The 23,363-nt window shown below is 38.9% G+C and carries 20 protein-coding genes; all 20 read right to left on the bottom strand.

Annotation, left to right across the window (positions count from 1 at the left end):
- Window positions 1-473 precede the first annotated feature (473 nt).
- Complete coding sequence (recA, locus tag AR328_RS02020; RefSeq protein WP_066288783.1) at window positions 474-1,514, bottom strand: recombinase RecA; 1,041 nt, start codon at window positions 1,512-1,514, stop codon at window positions 474-476.
- Window positions 1,515-1,772: 258 nt separating this feature from the next.
- Window positions 1,773-3,026, bottom strand: coding sequence for a competence/damage-inducible protein A (locus AR328_RS02025; protein ID WP_066288788.1), 1,254 nt, complete (start codon window positions 3,024-3,026; stop codon window positions 1,773-1,775).
- Window positions 3,027-3,053: 27 nt separating this feature from the next.
- Window positions 3,054-3,632, bottom strand: a complete 579-nt coding sequence (gene pgsA / locus AR328_RS02030; protein WP_066288794.1) for a CDP-diacylglycerol--glycerol-3-phosphate 3-phosphatidyltransferase — start codon at window positions 3,630-3,632, stop codon at window positions 3,054-3,056.
- 61 nt (window positions 3,633-3,693) lie between these two features.
- On the bottom strand, window positions 3,694-4,614 hold the full coding sequence (locus AR328_RS02035) for a helix-turn-helix domain-containing protein (protein WP_066288798.1): 921 nt from the start codon (window positions 4,612-4,614) through the stop codon (window positions 3,694-3,696).
- 18 nt (window positions 4,615-4,632) lie between these two features.
- On the bottom strand, window positions 4,633-5,427 hold the full coding sequence (locus AR328_RS02040) for a DUF3388 domain-containing protein (RefSeq protein ID WP_066288804.1): 795 nt from the start codon (window positions 5,425-5,427) through the stop codon (window positions 4,633-4,635).
- A 229-nt stretch (window positions 5,428-5,656) separates the two neighbouring features.
- Window positions 5,657-5,914 (bottom strand): DUF3243 domain-containing protein, encoded by a 258-nt coding sequence (locus AR328_RS02045; protein ID WP_066288810.1) that lies wholly within the window; start codon window positions 5,912-5,914, stop codon window positions 5,657-5,659.
- A 107-nt stretch (window positions 5,915-6,021) separates the two neighbouring features.
- Window positions 6,022-6,744 (bottom strand): elongation factor P 5-aminopentanone reductase, encoded by a 723-nt coding sequence (gene ymfI, locus AR328_RS02050; RefSeq protein ID WP_066288822.1) that lies wholly within the window; start codon window positions 6,742-6,744, stop codon window positions 6,022-6,024.
- An 89-nt stretch (window positions 6,745-6,833) separates the two neighbouring features.
- Entirely contained in the window at window positions 6,834-8,123 is a 1,290-nt protein-coding gene (yfmH, locus tag AR328_RS02055; RefSeq protein ID WP_066288824.1) for an EF-P 5-aminopentanol modification-associated protein YfmH, read from the bottom strand.
- Window positions 8,123-9,403, bottom strand: a complete 1,281-nt coding sequence (gene yfmF / locus AR328_RS02060) for an EF-P 5-aminopentanol modification-associated protein YfmF (RefSeq protein ID WP_066288829.1) — start codon at window positions 9,401-9,403, stop codon at window positions 8,123-8,125. Before yfmF ends, yfmH begins: the two co-directional genes overlap by 1 nt.
- A 205-nt stretch (window positions 9,404-9,608) precedes the next feature.
- Complete coding sequence (locus tag AR328_RS02065) at window positions 9,609-10,553, bottom strand: ABC transporter permease (RefSeq protein WP_442854425.1); 945 nt, start codon at window positions 10,551-10,553, stop codon at window positions 9,609-9,611.
- A 15-nt stretch (window positions 10,554-10,568) separates the two neighbouring features.
- A complete protein-coding gene (locus AR328_RS02070; protein WP_066288834.1) occupies window positions 10,569-11,615 on the bottom strand; it encodes an ABC transporter permease in 1,047 nt (348 codons plus the stop codon).
- On the bottom strand, window positions 11,608-13,143 hold the full coding sequence (locus tag AR328_RS02075) for an ABC transporter ATP-binding protein (protein WP_066288840.1): 1,536 nt from the start codon (window positions 13,141-13,143) through the stop codon (window positions 11,608-11,610). Before AR328_RS02075 ends, AR328_RS02070 begins: the two co-directional genes overlap by 8 nt.
- Window positions 13,144-13,396: 253 nt before the next feature.
- On the bottom strand, window positions 13,397-14,494 hold the full coding sequence (locus AR328_RS02080; RefSeq protein ID WP_066288843.1) for a BMP family lipoprotein: 1,098 nt from the start codon (window positions 14,492-14,494) through the stop codon (window positions 13,397-13,399).
- An 82-nt stretch (window positions 14,495-14,576) separates the two neighbouring features.
- Window positions 14,577-15,302, bottom strand: coding sequence for a GntR family transcriptional regulator (locus tag AR328_RS02085; protein ID WP_066288847.1), 726 nt, complete (start codon window positions 15,300-15,302; stop codon window positions 14,577-14,579).
- A gap of 252 nt (window positions 15,303-15,554) precedes the next feature.
- Window positions 15,555-17,891: an FtsK/SpoIIIE family DNA translocase gene (locus AR328_RS02090; RefSeq protein WP_066288850.1), complete on the bottom strand. Its 2,337-nt coding sequence runs from the start codon at window positions 17,889-17,891 to the stop codon at window positions 15,555-15,557.
- A gap of 161 nt (window positions 17,892-18,052) precedes the next feature.
- Complete coding sequence (locus tag AR328_RS02095; protein WP_066288856.1) at window positions 18,053-18,271, bottom strand: YlzJ-like family protein; 219 nt, start codon at window positions 18,269-18,271, stop codon at window positions 18,053-18,055.
- The gene (locus tag AR328_RS02100; RefSeq protein WP_066288862.1) at window positions 18,268-19,017 is read right to left on the bottom strand and encodes a ClpP family protease; all 750 of its coding nucleotides are present in this window, start codon (window positions 19,015-19,017) and stop codon (window positions 18,268-18,270) included. Before AR328_RS02100 ends, AR328_RS02095 begins: the two co-directional genes overlap by 4 nt.
- Window positions 19,018-19,164: 147 nt before the next feature.
- Entirely contained in the window at window positions 19,165-20,832 is a 1,668-nt protein-coding gene (locus AR328_RS02105) for a ribonuclease J (RefSeq protein WP_066288866.1), read from the bottom strand.
- A 345-nt stretch (window positions 20,833-21,177) separates the two neighbouring features.
- Window positions 21,178-22,044 (bottom strand): 4-hydroxy-tetrahydrodipicolinate synthase, encoded by an 867-nt coding sequence (gene dapA / locus AR328_RS02110; protein ID WP_066288871.1) that lies wholly within the window; start codon window positions 22,042-22,044, stop codon window positions 21,178-21,180.
- Window positions 22,045-22,046: 2 nt separating this feature from the next.
- The gene (gene dapG / locus AR328_RS02115; RefSeq protein ID WP_066288876.1) at window positions 22,047-23,309 is read right to left on the bottom strand and encodes an aspartate kinase; all 1,263 of its coding nucleotides are present in this window, start codon (window positions 23,307-23,309) and stop codon (window positions 22,047-22,049) included.
- Window positions 23,310-23,363: the final 54 nt, after the last annotated feature.

The following is a 23,363-nucleotide window of genomic DNA, read 5'->3' on the forward strand; positions in this document are numbered from 1 at the left end:
TCAACATACAGCACAAAGGCTTTTCAACGTTTTCATTCATCATAAAATGTAAAATATACATTTTTAATTGTAAAGGTGTGGAATTTCATTGTCAAGGCTTTGTCGCTAGGGCGCTAGTTATTATGCATATATCTCATTAATTCATTTTGGAATTTTTTATTCCAAGGCTCTGTTAAACATGTTTGGTGATTTCCGTTCCAGGCACTTCGCTTTCCGCGGGCGACCGCCGAGCCTCCTCGACACTTCGTGTCTGCGGGGTCTCGTCTGATTCGCTTCTCCCACAGGACATTGAATAATCCTCCGCGAATAAACACCGCACGAAGAAAATGCGAATGCATTTTTGAGGATCGAGTGCCTTCCACTGCAATCAACAGTGGTCTAAAATCAATAGCATTCTTTAACACAGCCTAATTTAAAAAAAGCAAAGCCGCACTAGTTAAGGCGGCTTTGCTTACTTTACAGAAAACTCGGAATTAGTCAGCTAGTTGAAATTCCTCTTGTTCCTCGTCATCATTAAATGTTTTCACACTATCAAGTCCATAGTGCTCACGTATTTGAGCTTGAATTTGTAAAAGAATATCTTTATTTTCCTTCAGGAATTGCTTGGCATTTTCACGGCCTTGCCCTAAACGTTCCTCATTGTAAGAATACCAAGAGCCGCTTTTTTGGACGATATCAAGCTCAGATCCTAAGTCAATAATCTCGCCTTCCTTCGATATTCCTTCTCCATACATAATATCCACTTCTGCCACACGGAACGGAGGGGCAACTTTATTCTTGACTACTTTAATCTTTGTTTTATTTCCCACTATATCAGTGCCTTGCTTTAATTGTTCAGCACGTCGTACTTCTAGACGAATAGTTGAATAGAATTTAAGAGCACGTCCACCTGGAGTAGTCTCAGGATTTCCAAACATAACTCCTACCTTTTCACGAATCTGGTTGATGAAAATAGCAATCGTTTTCGATTTATTAATTGCACCGGAAAGTTTACGCAGCGCCTGGGACATTAGACGAGCTTGCAGTCCGACATGGGCATCTCCCATCTCCCCTTCAATCTCCGCCTTTGGAACAAGAGCTGCAACAGAGTCTATAACTAGTATATCTACTGCACCGCTTCTTACGAGTGCTTCAGCGATCTCTAATGCCTGCTCACCTGTATCAGGCTGAGAAAGCAGCAGCTCATCAATATTTACGCCAAGCTTTTGCGCGTAAACTGGATCAAGCGCATGTTCTGCATCAATAAATGCTGCTTGTCCTCCAGTTGCTTGCACTTCTGCAATAGCATGTAATGCCACAGTTGTTTTACCTGAGCTCTCAGGACCGTAAATTTCGATAATCCGCCCTCTAGGGTAACCACCTATCCCAAGTGCTGCATCCAATGCTAGTGAACCACTCGGAATGGCAGAAATTCTTCGATCCGTCTGCTCTCCCAGTTTCATAATAGAGCCTTTACCAAATTGCTTTTCTATTTGTTTTAATGCCATCTCAAGTGCTGCTTGACGATCGCTCATGTTTCTTCCTCCTTTATCTTAACAAAACACACATTTGTTTACATTTGATCTTGAAAACCTATCTTTACTATAACTGTTTTTTATTCGTTTGTCGAGAATAAATTCGAACATTCATTCGTCTTTTTTTCACTGCTTAGAATGAATGAAAATCATATTTCAACTAGCTGAAATTAATATTTTCATAGTGTACATCGTATAGAAAATGAAATTATAGAAAGTTGTCAAATATTTTATAGCGTAATAAAAAAACAGAATGCCTTAATTGACATTCTGCATGGCTTTCATATGCCGCATTAGAAAGTAACAGCCATATTTCACACTTCTAACCCGAATGGCTTCTCTTGTTCCTCCCAAATTTAACTTTTCTGCTAGTTTTAACTTCCCCTTCAAATAAATCCCTATAAAGACTGTGCCAACAGCCTTGCCTTCCAGTTCATCGGGACCTGCTACACCAGTAAAGCTGATCCCTATATCCGAATTCATAAGATCCGCAACATTTGCAGCCAGTTCCATTGCACATTGTGCACTGACGACACCTTCTTTATGAATGGTCTCTTGCTGTACATGCAGTACATTTACTTTCACTTCATTTGTATAGCACACGACGCCACCCTTTAAATAGGAGCCGGCACCTGGAATGGATGTAAATGTCTGTTGAAACATTCCTCCAGTTAAGCTTTCAGCGCAGCTGATAGTTAAGCCATTTTCTTTAATTAATTTAATGGTCTCATTCATAAGAGAAGTATCGTCATAGCCATAAAAATATTCTCCCACACGAGAGAGAATAGCTTCCTCTGTTTCATCCAATAATTGAAGAGCCGTTTCCATCTGCTTATGCTTCGCGGTAAGTCTGAGTGTTACCTCTCCATCAGAAGCTAAAGGGGCAATAGTCGGATTAGATTGGGTATCAATTAAATCTTCTATTTCTGTTTCAAGCAGAGCTTCACCAATGCCGAAGAATCTTAAAATTCGCGACACAATGACATCTTCTTCATAAAGCTTTGAGCGCAGGAGCGGGTACCCATGCTTCAGAAACATCGGTTCCATTTCCTTTGGAGGCCCCGGAAGAAGCATATACATATGATTTTTTGCATCAAGAAACATTCCAGGCGCCATTCCATGCTCATTTGGCAATACTTGTGAACCTTCTAAGACAATCGCTTGCTTTTTATTATTTTCAGTCATTACCCGATTGGAACGTTCAAAATAGAGTTCAATTAATTTAAGCGCTTGTTCATCCATGATCAGCTGCTTATTCAAATGATTAGCAATCGTTTCCTTCGTTAAATCATCCTTCGTTGGCCCTAAACCACCAGTAAAAATAAGAAAATCAGAGCGATCTTCGGCTATTTCAATCGCAGCCTTTAGACGCTTCGGATTATCTCCTACGACTGTATGATAATAAACATTAATGCCTAAATCAGCAAGCTGCTGCGACAAAAACTTAGCATTTGTATTAACAATTTGACCTAGCAATAGTTCAGAACCTACAGCAATGATTTCTGCATTCATTCGGGACGCCACCTTCATTTACTGAATCTATTTTGAATTAGAAAATACTTGCTTATTTTTTATGAAATAATCCCAGCCAGACCAAATCGTAAAGATCATGGCAATCCAAAGGGCTATATCAGCAAACGGAATAGAGAACATTTCAAAAATAATATTATGTAAAAGCAAAGCTGAAATCGCCACTATTTGTGCCCATGTTTTGATTTTCCCTAACATATTTGCTGCTACTACTTCTCCCCCTTCAGCTAGAAGAAGACGTAATCCAGTTACCGCAAATTCACGGCTAATAATAATAATCACAATCCATGATGGAGCAAACCCCAGTTCTACAAGAACGATTAAGGCAGCAGAAACTAGCAGCTTATCTGCCAATGGATCAAGGAACTTACCAAAGTTTGTTACGAGGTTAAGCTTCCTTGCGTAATAACCATCCACCCAGTCTGTAGCAGAGGCAAAAATAAATACAAGCGCTCCAATTAAATGGGTCACGGGTAGCGTAGTCCCTAGCATAGTCACCTCACCCCATGAAAATGGACCGAGCATGATAATTAAAAATAATGGGATAAGGCAAATTCTTGAAATAGTAATTTTGTTAGGCAGATTCATGATTTACCTCCAGTGTGTAATAAGCGATGAGAAAAAGTGAAAAATAGTCATCAAAAGATGACTATTCGTTGCTCGTTAAGTAGCGAATGGTAATATTCTGCGTCACAACCTGAGCCGGATCAACGGCAAAAGCAATTTTTTCATCATTCACATAAATCTCAGTTTCAAGGGAGTTCCCAATGATAAGCGCAGCTTCAGTCTCTTTTGAAAAATCGAGAAGCTGACTTTCAGTGTCCCCTTTTGTTAATGTTCCTTGGTAGAAAGAAGTTCCCTTTCCATTTTTGACACTAACCCATGTCTTTCCAGTCGAAACAACCTTCAATTCAAACTTATCTGTATTTTTCAATTCATATATTGAATTTTTGCCGCTAGTTTCAACGACAACAAGTTCTTGCTTCGGTGCAAGAGGTGTTTCCTCTTTGGCTTCATCCTCTGTTGCCTCATTTTCTTCATCCGGATTTGAAGATTCTTTATCAGAGGCAACATCGGAATTAGTATTAGAATCTTTGGAGAAGTTTTCTGATTCTTCAAGCCGAACTTGCTCACTTCCGCTATTATCCGCAAGATCCTGATCTTCATTTCCATCCCCTTTTTGGGTGACGAAGTAATAAACAACGGCTGCAGCACCTATAATAAACACGGCAATTAATATTTTCGGAAGAATATCAAATACCTTTGAACCGCCTGAAGTAATATCTTTTCTTGATTGTACTCTGGACAGTTTTTCAGGAATATCCTCATTAGTAGTAGGAGGAATTTCCGATTTATACTGTTCGAATAGCTCTTCCGGCTGCAGTCCAACCGCTTCTGCATACTGTTTAATAAAAGCCCGAATATAGAATTGCCCAGGCATCATACTATAATTTCCTTCTTCAATGCCAATTAAATACCGCTTTTGAATTTTAGTAATCACTTGCAAGTCATCGAGACTTAATCCTTTAGCCAATCGGGCTTCTTTTAACTTAACCCCAAGTTCTGACAATTTTTAACACCTTCCAACTTACGAAAAATCAAAGCCTCCAAAGTCCGATTCGGAGATCATTTTGGTTTTATCGACAATATCATATTTTATTTCCTCTTCAGGATCATTGCGAAGCTCAATTATATAATCGAAATCTTCAATCGAATACTCTGTGTTTTCCACAAAAATATCTGGATGCTCAACCACTTTAACTGCATTCATACTCATAATTTCACGAACAAGCTGCCAATGGCGTTCATTTGCTCGTCTAGAAGAGACAATACCATCAATAATAAATAGATTATTTTCGTTATACTCATCATGAATTAATTGATTGCGAATCGTTTGTTTCAAAAGGGTGGAGGAAACAAATAACCACCGTTTATTCGCACAGACGCTTGAAGCAACGATTGATTCGGTTTTCCCTACACGAGGCATTCCTCTTATACCTATTAGTTTGTGCCCATCCTGCTTAAATAATTCTGCCATAAAGTCAACTAATAGTCCAAGCTCGTCCCTTACGAAACGAAAAGTCTTTTTATCATCTGCATCTCTTTGTATGTATCTTCCGTGCCGAACAGCTAGACGATCCCTTAATTTGGGTTTACGGAGTTTAATTAATTTTATTGTATCCATTGTGTGTAAAATAGACTCTAGCCGAACAATTTGTTCATTGCTTTCTGCTAGAATTAATAGCCCCCTGCGGCCTTCATCAACACCATTGATCGTAACGATGTTTATGGAAAGCATACCTAAAAGGGAAGAAATATCACCAAGCAAACCGGGACGGTTTTTTTGGATTTCATACTCTAAATACCACTCTGTTTTACTCAAAATTAATTACCTCCTTAAGTACCGTTCCTAAACTTCCCTTTACGTTTAATAGGTTGGAAATGAAAGACCTATTTGTCCTCTTATCAATACGCACTTTTATAATAAATGATTTCGAACAAAGATGAAAGGAAAAACAAAGCAGAACATCATAAAAATAGATTTTCGTTAGAGATATATTCATTAAATAGCACAAAAAAAGAGAGGGTGCTCCTCTCTTTTTTTCCATATATTATTGTGTTCCGTTGTTCTCAACCAGTTTAACCATAATATTTGCAATGGCCATCTGTTCATCTTTGTCAGCAACGGACCATAAATCAGAGAGAATTCTCTGCTGTTCATTTTTCGGATCTACTTGTTTCGCTAAGTAGTCTCCTATTTGGTAGGCAAGGGTATTAATGGTGTCTTTATTCATTCCCTGCTGCTGTCCCTGGTCTAGACGATCACCTAGAAAGTCTTTCCATTGCTGCCAATTTTCAAGTACAGACATGAGTATATCCTCCTTTAAAAACTGTGTTGTACACTTCAGTACATAGTTATTTTGTTTATTGGAGAGAAAAAATATTCATGATTTCTTTGGAACCTTTCAGCAATTGATTAAGTATACCAACCGCCATTTACGGCGAGCACTTGTCCTGTTATATAAGATGATTTTTCTGACAGAAGAAATGAAACCGAATCAGCAATATTTTCAGGTGAAGCAAGTCTCCCCATTGGAATTTCATTTTTTAGCGCTTCAAGCTCATCAAAAGAGAATCCCTCTATCATTGCTGTTTGCACGGCACCTGGCGCTACAGCATTTACTCTGATGCCATTAAAGGCCAGCTCCTTGCTTAATGCTTTAACAAAGGATATTTGGGCCCCTTTAACAGTAGAGTAGGCAACCTCACAAGCAGCTCCTGTTTGACCCCATACGGAAGAGATGACAATGATATTTCCGCTTCTTTTGGCCAATAATTTAGGCAGTAATTGCTTTGTAAGCATGAGCGGTGTTGTAACATGAAGGTTAATCAGCTTTTCTGCCATGCTGTCTTCAAGCTCATATAGAAGACCGTAATGGCTTATCCCGCTATTATGTATAATGGCATCAATTGAAAAAATATTTTTTACAAGCTTTTTATAGCCACTTTTTGAAGATAAATCTGCCTGAATTGGAATATACTCACCGCCAAATGCTCTAAGCTGCTCCATTAGCGTTTCAATTGCCTTCTTATTCTCATGATAGTGCAAATATAAATGATAGCCTTCTGCCGCTAATTTAACTGCAATCGCTTCCCCGATCCCACCGCTTGCTCCCGTAATTAATGCATATTTCCTCATCCTGTTCACTCCATGCTCTATAATAAAAAGGAAAGAAAGCGCCAATGAAAGGCGCTTTCTCCTTATTATCGTCCTATTGTTTTTGTTAATCAACCTTTCGGAACAACTTGACAAACAGAAAATCTGTCTTCTGAAATAAACTCACTTGCTATGCTTTCAATATCTTCTATTTTTATTGCTTCCAAAGTAGCAACAACATCGAATAAATTCATTTCATTAAAGGCATATCTTGTAAATTGATTCGCAATATATTCCGGAGAGTTTATTGCCCGCAGAAAAGCGCCAATCTTTTTCTTTTTCGTTCGTTCTAAGCTCTCTTCTGAAATGGCTCCTTTTTCTTTCATTTTTAAAAGAATATTCATTAATGATTCAGCAAGCTTATCTGGATCATTTGTATCTCCGCCAACCATTGCAAATCCAAAACTTTTTTCCTGGCTATAATCAAACGAGAACGTATCATCAATTAACCCTTGGTTATATAATGTACTATAGTGATCAGAGCTTTTTCCAAATATAATGTCGAGCATGACATTTAAACTTAGCTCTGTTTTCAATAATTCCTTGCCAGATTTATTCACATTCTTCGCCTTAATGCCGACTAAGCATTTGGATGTTTGAACATTCATTTGCAACACTTGCTTTTTCTTAGCAACCTGTTCAGGTTCCTCTTCGAATTTTCGATTGATCTCCGGCAGTTCCTTATAATCTTTAGTTGCTTGGTTATCCTTTATTTGCTTCATAATACTGTCTGGATTTACAGGTCCTACAATAAATAAAAGCATATTACTTGGGTGGTAGAACGTATGATAGCACTCATAAAGCAGATCTTTCGTAATATGAGAAATCGTTTCAATCGTACCAGCGATGTCAATTTTCACCGGATGATTTTGGTACATATTTTCAATTAAACCATAATACAAGCGCCAGTCGGGATTATCATCATACATCGTAATTTCCTGTCCAATGATTCCCTTTTCTTTCTCAACTGTCTGTTCTGTAAAATATGGATATTGAACAAAATCAATTAATGTTTCAAGATTTTGTTCTACATTCGATGTGCTCGAGAATAAATAGGCTGTTCTTGTGAAAGAAGTAAATGCATTAGCAGATGCTCCCTGCCTGCTAAATTGCTGAAAGACATCTCCATCTTCTTTCTCAAAAAGCTTATGCTCTAAAAAGTGGGCAATTCCATCGGGAACTTTAACGTACTCTTTTTTTCCTTGAGGAATGAAATGGTTGTCAATAGATCCGTACTTCGTTGTAAAAGTCGCATATGTTTTATTAAAACCCGCTTTTGGTAGGATGTATACATCTAAACCATTTTCAAGTTTCTCAAAATACAATTCTTCCTTTAGCTGTTCAAATGTAATTTTTTCCATTACATTCCTGCCTCCTTCCCAGTTAAGAAATAGATCGTATCTAAAGTGATCTTCTTAGCAACGGCAACAATATCTTCTTTTGTAGCCAGGTCCATTTTGTCCATCCAATCCTGAATGGATATATCTTTCTGGGAGACTACGTTATGATATAGGACTTCTACTATCCCTCTAGATGTATCAATGGTCTCGAGCAGCTGGTTTTTAATTACAGCCTTCGTCTGGTTTAATTCCTCCTCAGTGAAGTCACCATTTTTCATCGCTTCAATTTGTGCATGAATAATACTGACAGCCTGATCATAATTTTTATTATCAATTCCTGTCATTACCATTAATATGCCTTTATGGCTCTCTAGCCTGCTTGCCGCGTAATAAGCAAGACTTGCTTTTTCCCTTACGTTGATAAATAGTTTGGAATGTGAAAAACCTCCAAATATTCCGTTATAAACTTGTAAAGCATAGTAATCCTCGTCCCCATATACAATATTTGTCCGATAGCCGATATTTAATTTTCCTTGCTTTACATCTTGGTTTTCGATTACCTCATGAACATCATTCTTTTCTCTAAATGCAGAAGAATGGATTAGCTGTGGAGTTCGATCAACAAATTGCAATAACTCCTGTGCAAATCCCTCTACTTCTTCCACATTTACGTCCCCAATCACGTAAAGATCCATTTCGTCCTGATTTAAAGAATTCTGGTAATATTCATAAAGACTCTCTGGGGTAATCGGGTCTACGTCTTCCTTTTCACCATGAACATGCAATGAGTATGGCTCATCCTTACACATTTCTTGAACAAGACGAAAGTTGGAATAACGCATTTTATCGTCATACACAGATTGAATTCTTTGTTTTAATGTCCTTTTTTCATTCTCTACAGTGCCTTTATCAAAAGCATTTCCTTGAACATTTGGTTTCGTTAAAATCTCTGATAAAAATTGAAATGCTTCCTTTAGAAGCGGGGTACTGTCAGATAAAAACTTTTCATTAGCAATTTCCAATGAAAAACTAATGATATGGTACTCACCTTTTTTCGACAGGTCTACATAAAAAGTCGCTCCATAAAGCTCATCTAAATAAGAACGCAGCTTCCCAGTGGTAGGATATTTTTCACTGCTGCTCTGCAGTACATATGGAAGTAAAGCCCTGAGCGTAGCAGATTCTTTATTCAGCGGGGCTTTCATCTTCCAAACGATCGTATTTGTTTTGTATTTTTCGGTTTTTACAATATGAAGTTTATAGCCATTCATCGGTTTAACGGCTTCTGATAAAATTGCCATATTCTGACCTCCTAATCATCCTGTAAATATTATTTGCTTTACTATCATATGTAACTTAATTGTGGTTATTTTCCTCAAACTTTTTGAATTAAATCTTAATCTAAATATAACTTGCCCTAATTCCTTATTTCAAGTTATTAACTTAAATGGAAAAAGTGATACTAGGTACGAAAAAAAGACCTCAAATAATGAGGTCTTAAGGAAATTAACGTGAACCTTTAATATATGGGACACCTGATGCTTTTGGCGCATCGGCACGTCCGATAAATCCTGTTAAGGCTAGAATTGTTAACACATATGGTGCAATTAATAAATAGACATTCGGAATATTTTCCAAGAATGGCAAGCTCGAACCGATAATACTCAAGCTTTGAGCGAATCCGAAGAACAAGGCAGCACCCATAGCCCCAAGTGGATGCCATTTACCGAAAATCATTGCAGCTAGAGCCATAAAGCCTTGACCGCTAATAGTCGCATGACTAAAGTCAGAAGTAATAGACTGAGCATATATGCCGCCGCCGATACCGCCTAGCGCACCAGAAAGGATAACCGCAATATAACGAATTTTTGTTACATTTATCCCCATTGTATCAGCAGCCATTGGGTGTTCACCGACAGCCCGCAATCTTAATCCAAATGGGGTTTTAAAAATAACATACCACGCAATAAAGGCAACAATGATCGCTACATAAGAAGTATAGTACGTATTTGAGAAAAACAATCTTCCGATTAGTGGAATATCACCTAAAATGGGAATATCAATCTTATGGAAACCTTTTTGAATAGCATCCGTTTGACCTTTACCATAAATAAACTTAACGAGAAACAATGCTGCTCCGATCGCCAACAGATTTATAGCAACACCGGAAACAACCTGATCCGCTCTAAATGTAATCGATGCAATGGCGTGGAAAACCGAAAGTAACGCTCCGATTACCATTGCTGCAAGTAACGAAATCCATGGAGTCAAGCTCCCAAAGGTACTTGCGAATGTAAGGTTAAAGACAATAGCTGAAAAAGCGCCGATAACCATTAATCCTTCAAGCCCAATATTTACAACTCCTGAACGCTCTGAAAAGGTTCCGCCTAATGCTGTGAAAATAAGTGGTGCTGCCCAAAGCATTGTTGAGGGAATAATGATTGCTAACATATCAATGATGCCCACTTACTTCACCCCCTTTTTACCAATACGGTCAATGAAGATTCTAATCATATAACTAGCTGCAACAAAGAAAACAATTAATGCGATGATAATATCAACAAGTTCATTAGGGACGCCTGCTTCAAGTGGCATATTTAACGCCCCTACTTTTAAAGCGCCAAATAATAGTGCAGCTAAAACAATGCCAATAGGCCCATTTGCACCGAGCAAGGCTACAGCAATTCCATCAAATCCTACACCTGTGAACCCGCCCCTTACCGCTGTATAGCCAAAGGTGCCAAGCCCTTCCATGGCGCCAGCTAGTCCTGCAAAGGCACCTGATATCACCATTGATAAAATAATATTAGAACGAACATTCATACCCGCATATTCAGAAGCATGCTGATTAAAACCAACTGATCTTAATTCATAACCCCTAGTCGTTTTCTCAAGAATAAACCACATTAAAAATGCACAGAACAGGGCAATGACTATTCCCCAGTGTAAGCGGGAGAAATCTGTTAGACTTTCTAGAAAAGGTGAACGCAAAGAAGCAGTTTCATGAATATTGGGAGTACGATCACTCTTTTCAGAAAAAACCGAACGAACGAAATAATTGGCTACATGTAAAGCCACATAATTTAACATTATGGTTACAATAACCTCATGAACACGGAAACGAGCTTTTAAAAACCCTGGGATAAATGCCCATAGTGCTCCAGCAGCTGCTGCAGCCAAGACTGCTAAAGGCAGATGGATAACCTTCGGGAGATCAAACGCGAATCCTACCCAGACGGCTGCAAGCCATCCAACAATGAGCTGTCCTTCTACCCCGATATTAAACAATCCCGTTTTAAACGCAAAAGCAACGGCCAATCCAGCAAGTATATATGGCGTCACCTGTCTAATGGTTTCCCCAAAATAATAAATATCTCCAAAGGCACCGTCCCATAATGCATAGAATGCATCACCAGCATTATAGCCGGTAGCAATCATAATAATGGTACCGGCAATTATCCCTAATAGAACAGCTAAAAGGGGGACAATCATATTTTTCAAGCGATTAGACATCGGCTTTTTCACCTGCTTCCTTCCGTTTCGAACCGGCCATTAACAACCCTAATTCTTGTTCTGTCGTTTGTTTTGGATCAACAATCGCAACAATTTTCCCTTCATATATAACGGCAATCCGATCACTCACATTTAGAATTTCATCGAGTTCGAAGGATAAAAGCAAGACTGCCTTGCCTTGATCACGCTGGTCAATCAAGCGTTTGTGAATAAACTCAATTGCACCAACATCTAATCCTCGTGTAGGCTGGGCAGCAATAAGCAAATCTGGATTACGGTCAATTTCACGGCCGATGATTGCCTTTTGCTGGTTCCCGCCGGACAATGCCCGCGCTAATGTAAATTCACTTGGAGTTCGAACATCATATTCTTGGATTAACCCTGTTGCCTTTTTATATATTTCTTTAAAGTTTAATACCCCATTTTTTGAGAAAGGCTGTTGATAATAGGTTTGGAGAACCATATTTTCTCCGATTGGAAAATCGAGTACCAGCCCATGCTTATGACGATCCTGGGGAATATGGCCTAACCCAGATTCCGTCACTTTTCTAGGCGGCTGATTTCTAAGTTCCTTGTTATTAAGCTTTATGGAACCACTTTCAGATTTTCTTAGTCCTGTAATAGCCTCAAGTAATTCCGTTTGTCCATTCCCATCTACCCCAGCAATTCCTAATATCTCACCAGCTTTAACTGTAAGACTTAATCCTTCTACAGCAGGGAGTCCTCGTGAATCCTTAACGTGCAGATCATGAATAACGAGAACATCCTGTTTGGGCTGTGCTTCTATCTTTTCCGTCTTAAATTCAACCTCACGGCCAACCATAAGGCTTGCAAGATCATTCGGGTTCGTTTCGCTGACATCTACCGTTCCAATGCCAACGCCCTTGCGAATAACGGTTACTCGATCACAAACCTCCATAATTTCTTTCAATTTATGGGTAATTAAGATGATCGATTTCCCTTCGCTAATTAATGCTTTTAAGATTTGGATTAACTCATGAATTTCCTGTGGTGTTAAAACGGCTGTCGGTTCATCGAAAATAAGAATTTCTGCACCGCGATATAATGTTTTTAAGATTTCCACGCGCTGCTGCATCCCAACAGAAATATCAGCAATCTTCGCCCTTGGATCAACTGCCAGGCCGTACTTTTCAGAGATTTCTCTTACTTCTTTTTCAGCTTTTTTTATATCAATCTTTCCGCCAGCAGTCGTTTCTTTTCCAAGAATGATATTTTCCGTAACCGTGAAAGTGTCAACAAGCATAAAGTGCTGATGCACCATTCCAATTCCTAAGTCATTTGCTATATTAGGATTTGTGATTTTTACAGGTTTTCCATTTACGCGGATCTCACCTTGTTCGGGCTGGTACAATCCAAAAAGGACATTCATAAGCGTTGATTTGCCAGCACCATTTTCACCTAATAATGCATGAATTTCACCTTTTTTTAATCGAAGGGTAATGTTATCGTTTGCAACAATCCCAGGAAACTCTTTTCGAATATTGAGCATTTCAATTACGTAATCCATTATTTTCACTCCTTGCCCAAGATAAAAGGAAAGTATTGGTAGTAGGATGTCAGACTTTTCTAATTAAATCATGTAGTCCAATAAAACCTTAAGTGAAATGTAGAAAGAAGTTGTTCTACACTTCAATTAAATTTCCATTGAATTTAAAAAAGGAATAAGGGGCCGGTTTACCAACCCGCTTATTCCTCAACAAAAAGATGGGAGATTTACATTTAATATTATAAAGCTCCGAATCATTTCTCCATAATGAGCATTAAAAGTTTTTAAGATCTTCTAAAGTACCAGGTACTGTAATTTCACCGCTCTTAATTTTTTCTGACCATTCATTAACGGCAGATTCGATATCAGCCTTGTTAGAAACTTCTTCATTAATTGGCGCTAAATTTACGCCTTCTTCAGCTAAGCCATATACTAATGTTTGACCGCCAGGGAAGTTTCCAGCCTTAGACTTTTCAGAAATATCGATTACAGCTGTTTTTACACCTTTCATAGCAGATGTAAGGATCACATTATGGTTTTTGCCATCAATTTCAACTACACCTTCTAAAGTCTGATCTGAGTCAACACCAATTGCCCAAATCTCTCTTGCTGGATCTTTCTTCTTAAGGTCTTTTGCTTCAGTAAATAACCCGTTGCCCGTACCGCCAGCAGCGTGGAAAATTACGTCAATACCTGAAGAATACATTTGTGCAGCTGTTGTTTTTCCTAGTTCAGCTTTGTCGAATGCTCCTGTGTAGTGTACGTTTACTTTAATGTCAGGGTTAACTGATTGTACACCTGCTAAGAAGCCAGATTCAAAACGCTCAATTACTGGAATCTCCATTCCGCCAATAAAGCCAATTTGATTAGTTTTTGTTGCTTTTGCAGCCGCTACACCAGCAAGGAATGCCGCTTCTTGCTCTTTAAAAAGAACGCTTACAACGTTTGGCTGTTCAACAACACCATCAATAATCCCGAAATGAGTATCCTTTTGCTGACCCGCAATTGTATTAATGTCTTCTACCATTAAGAAACCAACACCAAATACTAAACTAAATTTTTCACGAGAAAGTTTGTTTAAGTTAGTAGAATAGTCAGCATCTGATTTAGATTGCAGATAATCGAATCCGCCTTTACCTTGTTCAAGTCCGTTATTCTGACCAAACTCTTTAAGGCCTTCCCATGCTGATTGGTTAAATGATTTATCATCCACGCCACCAACATCTGTAACCATTGCCACAGAGAAAGTACTTTCATTCTTTTCTGTTGTAGCTGTGTCGCCTTCTTTTTCTTCAGACTTTCCACAAGCACCTAAAATTGTTCCAGCTGCCAGCACTAGTGATAGCGCTAAACCAAATTTTCGCTTCTTCAAGGTATTGACCCCCTATAATTATAATTATCTGATAGTAGAAAAGCCTTAGAGCTACTAATAGCTTATTTTTCCTAGGAGTGAACTATAACCTTTTCCTAAGAACCTGGAAGCTAAACTTATCCGCTCTAAAGTAATTGACTGAATACAGAATGGGCTCATCCGTTTCATCAAAATGCATTTGCTTAAGTACGAGCAAAGCAGTTTCAGGATCACACTCTAAGATTGGGGAAACTTTCTCATGATAACCGAGCGGGACGATTTGGGTGATGGCGTACGTAATTTTTCGATTTGCCTTTTCTTCCAGTAAATTCAATAATGACTCCTGCTCATGTGAGAATGAGTCAGCAAGAATTGGAACTGGAATTTTATCAATACAATACACCACAGGTTCACCGTTAGCCGTTCTTACCCTTTCGATCACAATAATTTCTTCATCCTCAGAACATGAAAAACGGCGAATATCTTCTTCAGTCGGTCCAATTGTAGATGAACTTAAGAAAATGGTTCCTGGATTCATTCCTGCATTCAATATCGCGTCAGTCACACTATTTAACTGTTCAATTCCTGATGTAAATAATGGCTTTGCATTTACAAACGTCCCAACTCCATGTCTTCGTATGATAACGTTTTCTTCTTCAAGAATACGAAGCGCTTCACGAAGAGTTGCTCTGCTTACGCCAAGTTGCTTGGCAAGATCAAATTCTGACGGAAGCTTCTCTTTTTCTTTGTACTTCCCATCATCAATGTCTTGTTTTAAGCGATCAATCACTTGTAAATATAAATGCCGGTTATCTGACTTAATGGACATGCAGTTTCCTCCAACCAATTTTCTCGGAGACATCAGACATCTGATGTTCAATCTTTCCTACTAATCGAAAATACTATAACACTTTTTAGATCATAATGAAATAGAAATTATTAAAAAATAGTAAAAAACGCATCATACAATAGGTGGAATGTCATCCAATTGTAATTATATTAGTATAACACATTTCACACAAATCATTTTTTTACAGTCAAAAAGACCCGTTTTGATCAAACGAGTCTTTCAGATTAAGGTCTATGAACTTGCTTCTTCAGATGGCTTGCCTAACAGTACAGCCCGCGGCTTACTGCCTTCATAAGGACCAACGATACCTCTAGCTTCCATTTCATCAATGAGGCGGGCAGCCCGCGTATAGCCAATTCGAAATCTGCGCTGCAGCATGGAGACGGAAGCTGTTTGCATTTCTAAAATAAGCTCAACTGCTTCATCGTACAAGTCGTCATCAACTTCTGATGTTGTTTCTGGAATCTCATCAGGAATCATCTCTTCTTGGTATTGCGCCTTCTGCTGTTCAATCACAAAGTTTACTACATCCTCAACTTCCTCATCTGATAAAAAGGCGCCTTGAATACGGACAGGCTTAGATGCACCGACTGGAAGGAAGAGCATGTCTCCTCTGCCAAGTAATTTCTCGGCTCCACCCATATCGAGAATCGTCCTTGAATCAGTCGCAGATGAAACAGCAAAGGCAATCCGCGAAGGAATATTTGCCTTAATAACCCCTGTAATAACATCAACTGAAGGGCGCTGGGTAGCAATAATTAAATGTATTCCAGCAGCACGCGCCATTTGAGCAAGTCTTGTGATCGCATCCTCTACATCAGAGGATGCCACCATCATCAGATCAGCAAGCTCGTCTACAATCACGACAATGTAAGGCAGCAGCGGCTGCTGTGCGTCTTCTTCCGCATTATGCCTTTTAACATAGTCATTATATCCTTCAATATTTCTTGTTCCTGTATGCGAAAATAGCTCATACCGTCTTTCCATTTCATTTACTACTTTTTTTAATGCTTGTGATGCTTTTTTTGGATCAGTAACAACAGGCGCAAGCAAATGGGGAACCCCATTATACACATTCAATTCAACCATTTTTGGGTCAATCATCATTAATTTCACTTCATGAGGCTTTGCCCGCATTAATACACTTGTAATGATTCCGTTTATACACACACTTTTTCCGCTGCCGGTTGCACCAGCTACTAATAAATGGGGCATTTTATTTAATTCTGCTAAAACCGATTCGCCCGTAATATCTCGGCCTAAGCCAATTAATAGTTTTGAATCTGGCTTCTCATATTGATTCGCTTCAATGACTTCCCTAAGTGAAACCATAGCAACTTCGGAATTGGGAACTTCTATCCCTATCGCGGATTTCCCAGGAATCGGAGCCTCGATTCTAATATCTTTTGCTGCAAGTGCCAAGGCCAAATCATCATTCAAACTAACAATCTTGCTGACCTTTACCCCCACATCGGGATGGACCTCATATTTCGTTACAGCTGGACCAAGGTGAACTTGAGTTACTCTTGCCTTTACACCGAAGCTTTGAAAAGTCCTTTCAAGCTTTGCGGCATTTGCATGTATCAACTCATATTCACCGCTTTGATCGGTTTGTCTGGGCAGCTTGAGCAGATTAATAGGCGGCAATTCATAATCCTCGTTTTCTACTTCAGTAAATGTGATGGGAATCCCCGAGTCTGAATCTGACTGGTTTGCCGCCCTTGTTGTTGTTTCTGTTTCTACCTGTTTGTTCTGTTCATAGTTTGCCTTTTCAACAAAACTAGAAATGATCGGTTCCGGATGTGAATCTTCCATTTGCTCGACCGCACTATTTATTTTTATAACAGGTTCTGTTCTGTTCTCTTCCTGTATTTTGCTTCTACGTTCTGTTGCCTTTTCTCTCCTTGAGACTCTTTTCTCTTTAAAGTTTCTGCCCCATTCTTTCATATCATTAATGAAGGCATCCCATTGCTTTTTCAAAAAATGCCCAATAGCAGTTAAAAGCTTTCCAAATGCTTCTCCAAAGGTTCTGCCAGTTATTAATGTAATTCCAATGACAATCATTATTAGGGCAATAAATTTGGCTCCAGCAACATCAAATAAATAAAAGAATACGGCGATGAGGATAGCTCCAATCATGCCACCATATAATTCCTTTGTGCTTGTTTCATTATTCCTTACCATCTCAAACATTTCGAAGGTTTGTTTAATCACACTAGGGTTTTGTACTTTGCCGCTATTCGTTAATAATTCAACTTGGGTAGTATGACTTAATAATAGAATAGAACAAATGATTAAATAACAACCAACCAATCTCGTGCTAAAAAAATTGGGCAATGTCCTTTTCCACATAATATAGCTTGCAAAAACCATCATGCCTAATATACCCAATTTATCCCAATTCCCCATAAAAAACTGGAAGAATAGCACGGTCCAATCCCCAGCTTTCCCTAGTTTTGCCAAAGCAATAACCCCTAAAGCCAGCAGGATGAGACCAATAAGCTCAAACTTAATAGTTGTTTTAATATTTTCCTTTTTTCTGGAATGTCTTCGCTTCTTTTTGGCCATATGATCACCTTGTATTATCTTCTTATTTTCATCTTAAACAATAGATTTATGAAACATGCATGGAATCCTGTGTATGAAAGCTAATAATATGTATTGAAAGAAGAAAGCAGCCAAATGATGGCTGCCCTGAAGTTAAATCTATTATAACATATTGCCTTCATTCACTGTAATGTTAAACTGATTTTTGTTCCTGGGAAACATGCTTCATTCATAAAGTGTGCAGGATCACTGCTCATAATCCGGACAACCGTGCCGGTTTGGCCATCATCTATATTCACCAGCACTGGAATCCCTTGATAGGATACGACTTTTTGTTTATCAAATTCACTCTCGTTTGTTTGGTAAATAAGCTCCTGTGGCATCATCGTATAGAGGATCATTGGACTATTCCTTCATTATTCTTTTTATTAAGGTCTATCAACTCATTTAACCGCTTCATTGCAGGACCAATTCCGCCCACGCTATCGATTAATCCGCTCTCAACAGCCTCTTTCCCTACTACATTCGTGCCAATGTCTCTCGTTAAATTTCCTTTAGCAAACATTAATTCCTTAAAAAACTCTTCAGAAATATTCGAGTTCTTCGTAACAAAATTAATGACCCTCTCCTGCATTTTATCTAAGTATTCAAAGGTTTGCGGCACTCCGATAACTAAGCCAGTCAATCTTATCGGATGGATGGTCATTGTCGCTGTTTCCGCAATAAATGAATGGTCACATGAAACAGCAATCGGAACTCCTATTGAATGCCCTCCGCCGAGCACAATTGATACCGTTGGCTTTGATAAGGAGGCAAGCATTTCAGATATAGCAAGTCCCGCTTCAACATCTCCGCCTACTGTGTTTAATATAACTAAAAGCCCTTCAATTTTTGGGTTTTGTTCAATTGCGACAATTTGAGGAATAAGATGCTCGTATTTCGTTGTTTTATTTTGTGGAGGCAGTTGTAGATGCCCCTCTATTTGACCAACAATGGTTAAACAGTGAATCTTAGAGTCCTGAGATAGCTGCGGGACATTCGTTTGTCCTAACTGTTGAATTTTCTCAATTAGAGCTGAGGACTGTCCTTCCTTCGGCTTGTCTTGCTCTTCATTTTCAGAGCTGCTTTGTTTCAAGTCATTATTCATTTCTTTTTTCTCCCTTCAAACCAATTTAGAGAACAAAACCCATATGAGGTTAGTATGGTCTTTGGGAGTATTTTCATTCGGTGTTAATTTGTTGCTTCAAAATAAAATATGAAAAGCACAGCTGCTTTTCAACTGTGCTTCTTAAGGCTAAACTTCCATAATAATAGGTAAAATCATCGGTCTTCGTTTTGTTTTTTCATATAAATATTGATTCAATACATCTCTCATATCTTGTTTAATACCTGACCAATCAAACGTTTCTTTTAATACGCTTTTTTCTACAACTTCTCGGACCTTCCTTGTTGCCTCAATAAGCAGTTCCTCTGATTCTCTTACGTATACAAATCCTCTTGAAATAATTTCTGGTCCAGCACATATGCTTTTTTCCTTTTTATTCAATGTCACGACGACAAGTAATATCCCATCTTGGGAAAGAAGCTTTCTGTCTCTTAATACAATATTCCCGACATCCCCTACTCCGCTTCCATCAATCAGAATATTGCCTGATGGAATTCGGCCAGCGGGGCGTATCCGGCCTTCTTTTATTTCAGCAACTTCACCTTTTTCGGGAATGAAGATTTGATCATTCGTTAATCCGCATTCTGAGGCTACTTTGGCATGGGCCTTAAGCAAGCGATATTCTCCATGAACAGGAATAAAGAATTTCGGCTGCATTAAATTAATCATAAATTTAAGCTCTTCCTGACTCCCATGGCTTGATGTTCCAAATGCGCCTTTTCCTGAAATCACATTTGCTCCTGCGCGAAACAGCATATCAACCGTCTTAAAGATGATTACTTCACTTCCTCTAATAGGGAAGGCCGTCAGCATAACAGTATCACCTTGTTTAATATTGATCTGCTTATGAAGCTGCTTGGACATTTTTTGTAAAACTTCAATGGGCACTCCCTGGGATCCTGTTAGTAGAATGACAATTTCATCATCCGGATATTGATTAACTTCAGAAATAGGTATCATTAATTCCTCAGGTACTTGTAAATACCCAAGCTGAAGTGCGATCTCATAAGCTGATTGCGAGAATTTGCCAACAACCGCAACTTTTCTTCTGCTTTTGAAGGCTGCATCAAAAATATGCTGAATTCTTATTAAATCAGATGCCAAAGATGCGGCGATGATTCGACCTGGAGCATTAAAAAAGGCATCTGTTACTTGGCTGACTACTTTGGCTTCCGATTGGGTATGACCCGGTTTATCTGCCTCCGTACTATCCGAAAGCAAGCAAAGTACCCCCTCTTCTCCGATTCTTGCCATTTTTCCTATCTCGGGCTTGTAATTAGAAGCCGCCGCTTGATCAAATTTAAAATCCCCAGTATAAACAATACTTCCCTCTGAAGTATGTATACAAATTCCAACGCTGTCTGGAATGCTATGGGTCGTATGAAAAAATGACACGTCCGCAGATTGAAACTCAATCTTAGAGTCCGAATGAATTTCCACAAAATTGATTTGACCTTTGTAATCCTGTTCTTTCATTTTCGCTTTTGCTAAAGCCAGCGTCAGCTTCGTCCCATATACAGGAATACTAAGCTCTCTTAATATATATGATAGGGCTCCGATATGATCTTCATGACCATGTGTCAGAAAGATCCCTTTAACCCTTTCTTTATTTTGAGTGAGGTAGGTGAAATCAGGTATAACAATATCTATTCCGAACATCTCATTCTCCGGTATCATGAATCCTGCATCCAATACAAATATATCTTCATCTACTTCAACTACGTACATATTCTTTCCAAATTCGCCAACCCCCCCCAGTGCCACAATCTTGATGCTTTCATTCTTTCTAATGTTCAATGTTAAAATCCTCCTATTTTCAGTTGCCCGACCTTAGATCAGTTACCAATATTATACTTGAAGAATGAAAACCATGACAAGAAGGAAAAGCGGAAGGGGCCCGCTTATCGGCGACAAGCATAAGACGAAGCCTTGCAAAAGGCGTTCTTTCCTTTTGTGAGGATTTGGCTTATGACCTCGAGCCGATGGCCCCTGGAGCTAGACAAGAAGAAAAGCGGAAGCTCCTTCGGACCAATCAAAGGACAATTGTTCCTGCGATGAATATTCGGAGTAGCTTTCCTTTGTGCCCACCCCCGACAAGCATACAAAAGCCAACCAGCAAACAACTGATTGGCTTTTATGTTTTTATTGCAGCAAAGCTGATAATTTACCTCTCTCCAATTCTGTGAGCGGAACTAACGGCAATCTTACCGTGCCGACATCAAGCCCCTTTAATTGAAGGGCTGTTTTTACCGGTACAGGGCTTGGGGCTGTGAAAAGTCCTTCCATGATTGGGAGGAGGTCTTGATGGAGTCTAGCAGCTTTTTCAATTTCTCCATTAAAAAATGTTCCAATCATCTCTTGCATTTCATTTCCAATAATGTGGGACGCCACAGAGACGATGCCCTTTCCGCCAATTGCCAATACAGGGATTGTTAATCCGTCATCACCGCTGTAAAGCTGAAAGTCCTCGGCCGTTTCTGAAATAATCCGAGTCATCGCATTTAAATTGCCGCTTGCTTCCTTTACAGCAAAAATATTTTGTATGTTAGAAAGGCTAATAATCGTTTCAGGTTCAATGTTAACAGCAGCTCTGCCTGGAATGTTATATACCATAACCGGCAGTTTCGTACTTTCGGCAATTGCTTTGAAATGCTGAAAAAGTCCGGCTTGATTCGGTCTATTATAATAGGGAGCTACAGCCATTATCCCATCTACACCTATTTGCTCAGCCCGTTTCGTTAAATCAATTGAAGCGTATGTGTTATTACTGCCTGTTCCCGCAATAACTGGTATTCTTTTGTCGACTGCTTTAACCACATGCTGAAATAACGCTAGTTTTTCTTCATTCGTTAAAGTAGGGGACTCACCTGTTGTCCCAGCTACAACAAGAGATTCTGTGCCATTTTGAATTAAATGATTAATTAGCTGAGTAGTCTTCGGGAAATCAATATGTCCCTTTCTATCAAATGGAGTAACCATCGCTGTCGAAACCCGGCCTAACTGAATCATTGCTACACTCCTTTAACCTTCAATAAGTCAATATTCTTAGGAACTGTATAATCCTTTTCAAGCTGGAAAGCATCATGTAAAGCGTTAATTGCTTTAGCTAAATCATGCTTTTTCACAAGAACCCATATCGTAGTATGACTATCCGCAGATTGTAAAATCCTTATTTCCCGCTCTGACAATGCAGTAACAATTTTTGATGCGACACCTGGTACACCTTGCATTCCAGCTCCTACGACAGATACTTTGGCACAATCCTTTTCGACAAGAGGAGTATGATTTAAATTTTCAAGTATTTCTATTGCTTTCTCTGTCATTTCTTCTGAAACGGTGTAGTTGACGCCATTAGGATAAATGTTAATAAAATCTACACTGATCCCTTCATTCGCCATCGCTTTAAAAACCTCTGCTTGCAAATTATATTGATCCTTTTTTGCCTGAACTTTGATTTGTGTAATATTGGGGAGATGGGCAATTCCAGTAACAATTCTTTCTGTGAAGTCTATTCCTTGCCGTTCTTTATTAAAAGTTGTCACTAGAGTACCTAAATTTTCTGTATAGGTTGATCGAATTCGAATGGGGATTTTTGCTTGCATGGCAATTTCAACTGCTCGAGGATGTATGACTTTTGCTCCTTGATAAGCCATATTGCATACTTCTGTGTATGTGACAATAGATAGAGGACGTGCATTTTCAGCGATAGTTGGGTCAGCAGTCATAATTCCATCAACATCTGTAAATATATCAATCCATTCAGCATTTAGGGCTGCTCCTAAAGCTGCAGCAGATGTGTCACTTCCGCCTCTGCCGATCGTTGTGACATCCCAGTTTTTTGCGGCACCTTGAAATCCTGCCACTACAACTACATCATGATCTTCAAGGACTTTAAGAAGCCTATCACATTTCATATCGATAATTTTCGCATTTGTATGTTCATGATTCGTTCGAAAACCTGCTTGCGCACCGGTTAAGGCAGTTGCTTTAATCCCTTTCTCCAGCAGCATATTTGTAAAAACAATACTAGAAATGATTTCACCACATGATAATAATAAATCCGTTTCCCTTTTATTTATTAGAGATTTATTTGATTCTACTAGAGAGAGTAATGTATCCGTTGCATATGGATCTCCCAAACGTCCCATTGCCGATACGACAATAACTACTTTATAACCTTCTTGTCGGGCTTTTTTGATGTGCTTTAATGCATGTTCCCGGCTTTTATCATTGCGAACGGATGTGCCTCCAAATTTTTGCACAATTATTTTCATTGTTACACCTCTATAAAACTCTTCGTTGGTTTTTAGGCTATACCATAGCTTTAC

The sequence above is a fragment of the Bacillus sp. FJAT-29937 genome, assembly GCF_001509555.1.
GTDB lineage: Bacteria > Bacillota > Bacilli > Bacillales > Cytobacillaceae > Cytobacillus.

Coding starts and splice junctions, on each gene's coding strand:
- recA (WP_066288783.1), bottom strand. CDS start 1,514: ATGAGCGATCGTCAAGCAGCACTTGAGATGGCATTAAAACAAATAGAA.
- AR328_RS02025 (WP_066288788.1), bottom strand. CDS start 3,026: ATGAATGCAGAAATCATTGCTGTAGGTTCTGAACTATTGCTAGGTCAA.
- pgsA (WP_066288794.1), bottom strand. CDS start 3,632: ATGAATCTGCCTAACAAAATTACTATTTCAAGAATTTGCCTTATCCCA.
- AR328_RS02045 (WP_066288810.1), bottom strand. CDS start 5,914: ATGTCTGTACTTGAAAATTGGCAGCAATGGAAAGACTTTCTAGGTGAT.
- ymfI (WP_066288822.1), bottom strand. CDS start 6,744: ATGAGGAAATATGCATTAATTACGGGAGCAAGCGGTGGGATCGGGGAA.
- yfmH (WP_066288824.1), bottom strand. CDS start 8,123: ATGGAAAAAATTACATTTGAACAGCTAAAGGAAGAATTGTATTTTGAG.
- yfmF (WP_066288829.1), bottom strand. CDS start 9,403: ATGGCAATTTTATCAGAAGCCGTTAAACCGATGAATGGCTATAAACTT.
- AR328_RS02065 (WP_442854425.1), bottom strand. CDS start 10,553: ATGTTAGCAATCATTATTCCCTCAACAATGCTTTGGGCAGCACCACTT.
- AR328_RS02070 (WP_066288834.1), bottom strand. CDS start 11,615: ATGTCTAATCGCTTGAAAAATATGATTGTCCCCCTTTTAGCTGTTCTA.
- AR328_RS02075 (WP_066288840.1), bottom strand. CDS start 13,143: ATGGATTACGTAATTGAAATGCTCAATATTCGAAAAGAGTTTCCTGGG.
- AR328_RS02085 (WP_066288847.1), bottom strand. CDS start 15,302: ATGTCCATTAAGTCAGATAACCGGCATTTATATTTACAAGTGATTGAT.
- AR328_RS02090 (WP_066288850.1), bottom strand. CDS start 17,891: ATGGCCAAAAAGAAGCGAAGACATTCCAGAAAAAAGGAAAATATTAAA.
- AR328_RS02095 (WP_066288856.1), bottom strand. CDS start 18,271: ATGATCCTCTATACGATGATGCCACAGGAGCTTATTTACCAAACAAAC.
- AR328_RS02100 (WP_066288862.1), bottom strand. CDS start 19,017: ATGAATAATGACTTGAAACAAAGCAGCTCTGAAAATGAAGAGCAAGAC.
- dapA (WP_066288871.1), bottom strand. CDS start 22,044: ATGATTCAGTTAGGCCGGGTTTCGACAGCGATGGTTACTCCATTTGAT.
- dapG (WP_066288876.1), bottom strand. CDS start 23,309: ATGAAAATAATTGTGCAAAAATTTGGAGGCACATCCGTTCGCAATGAT.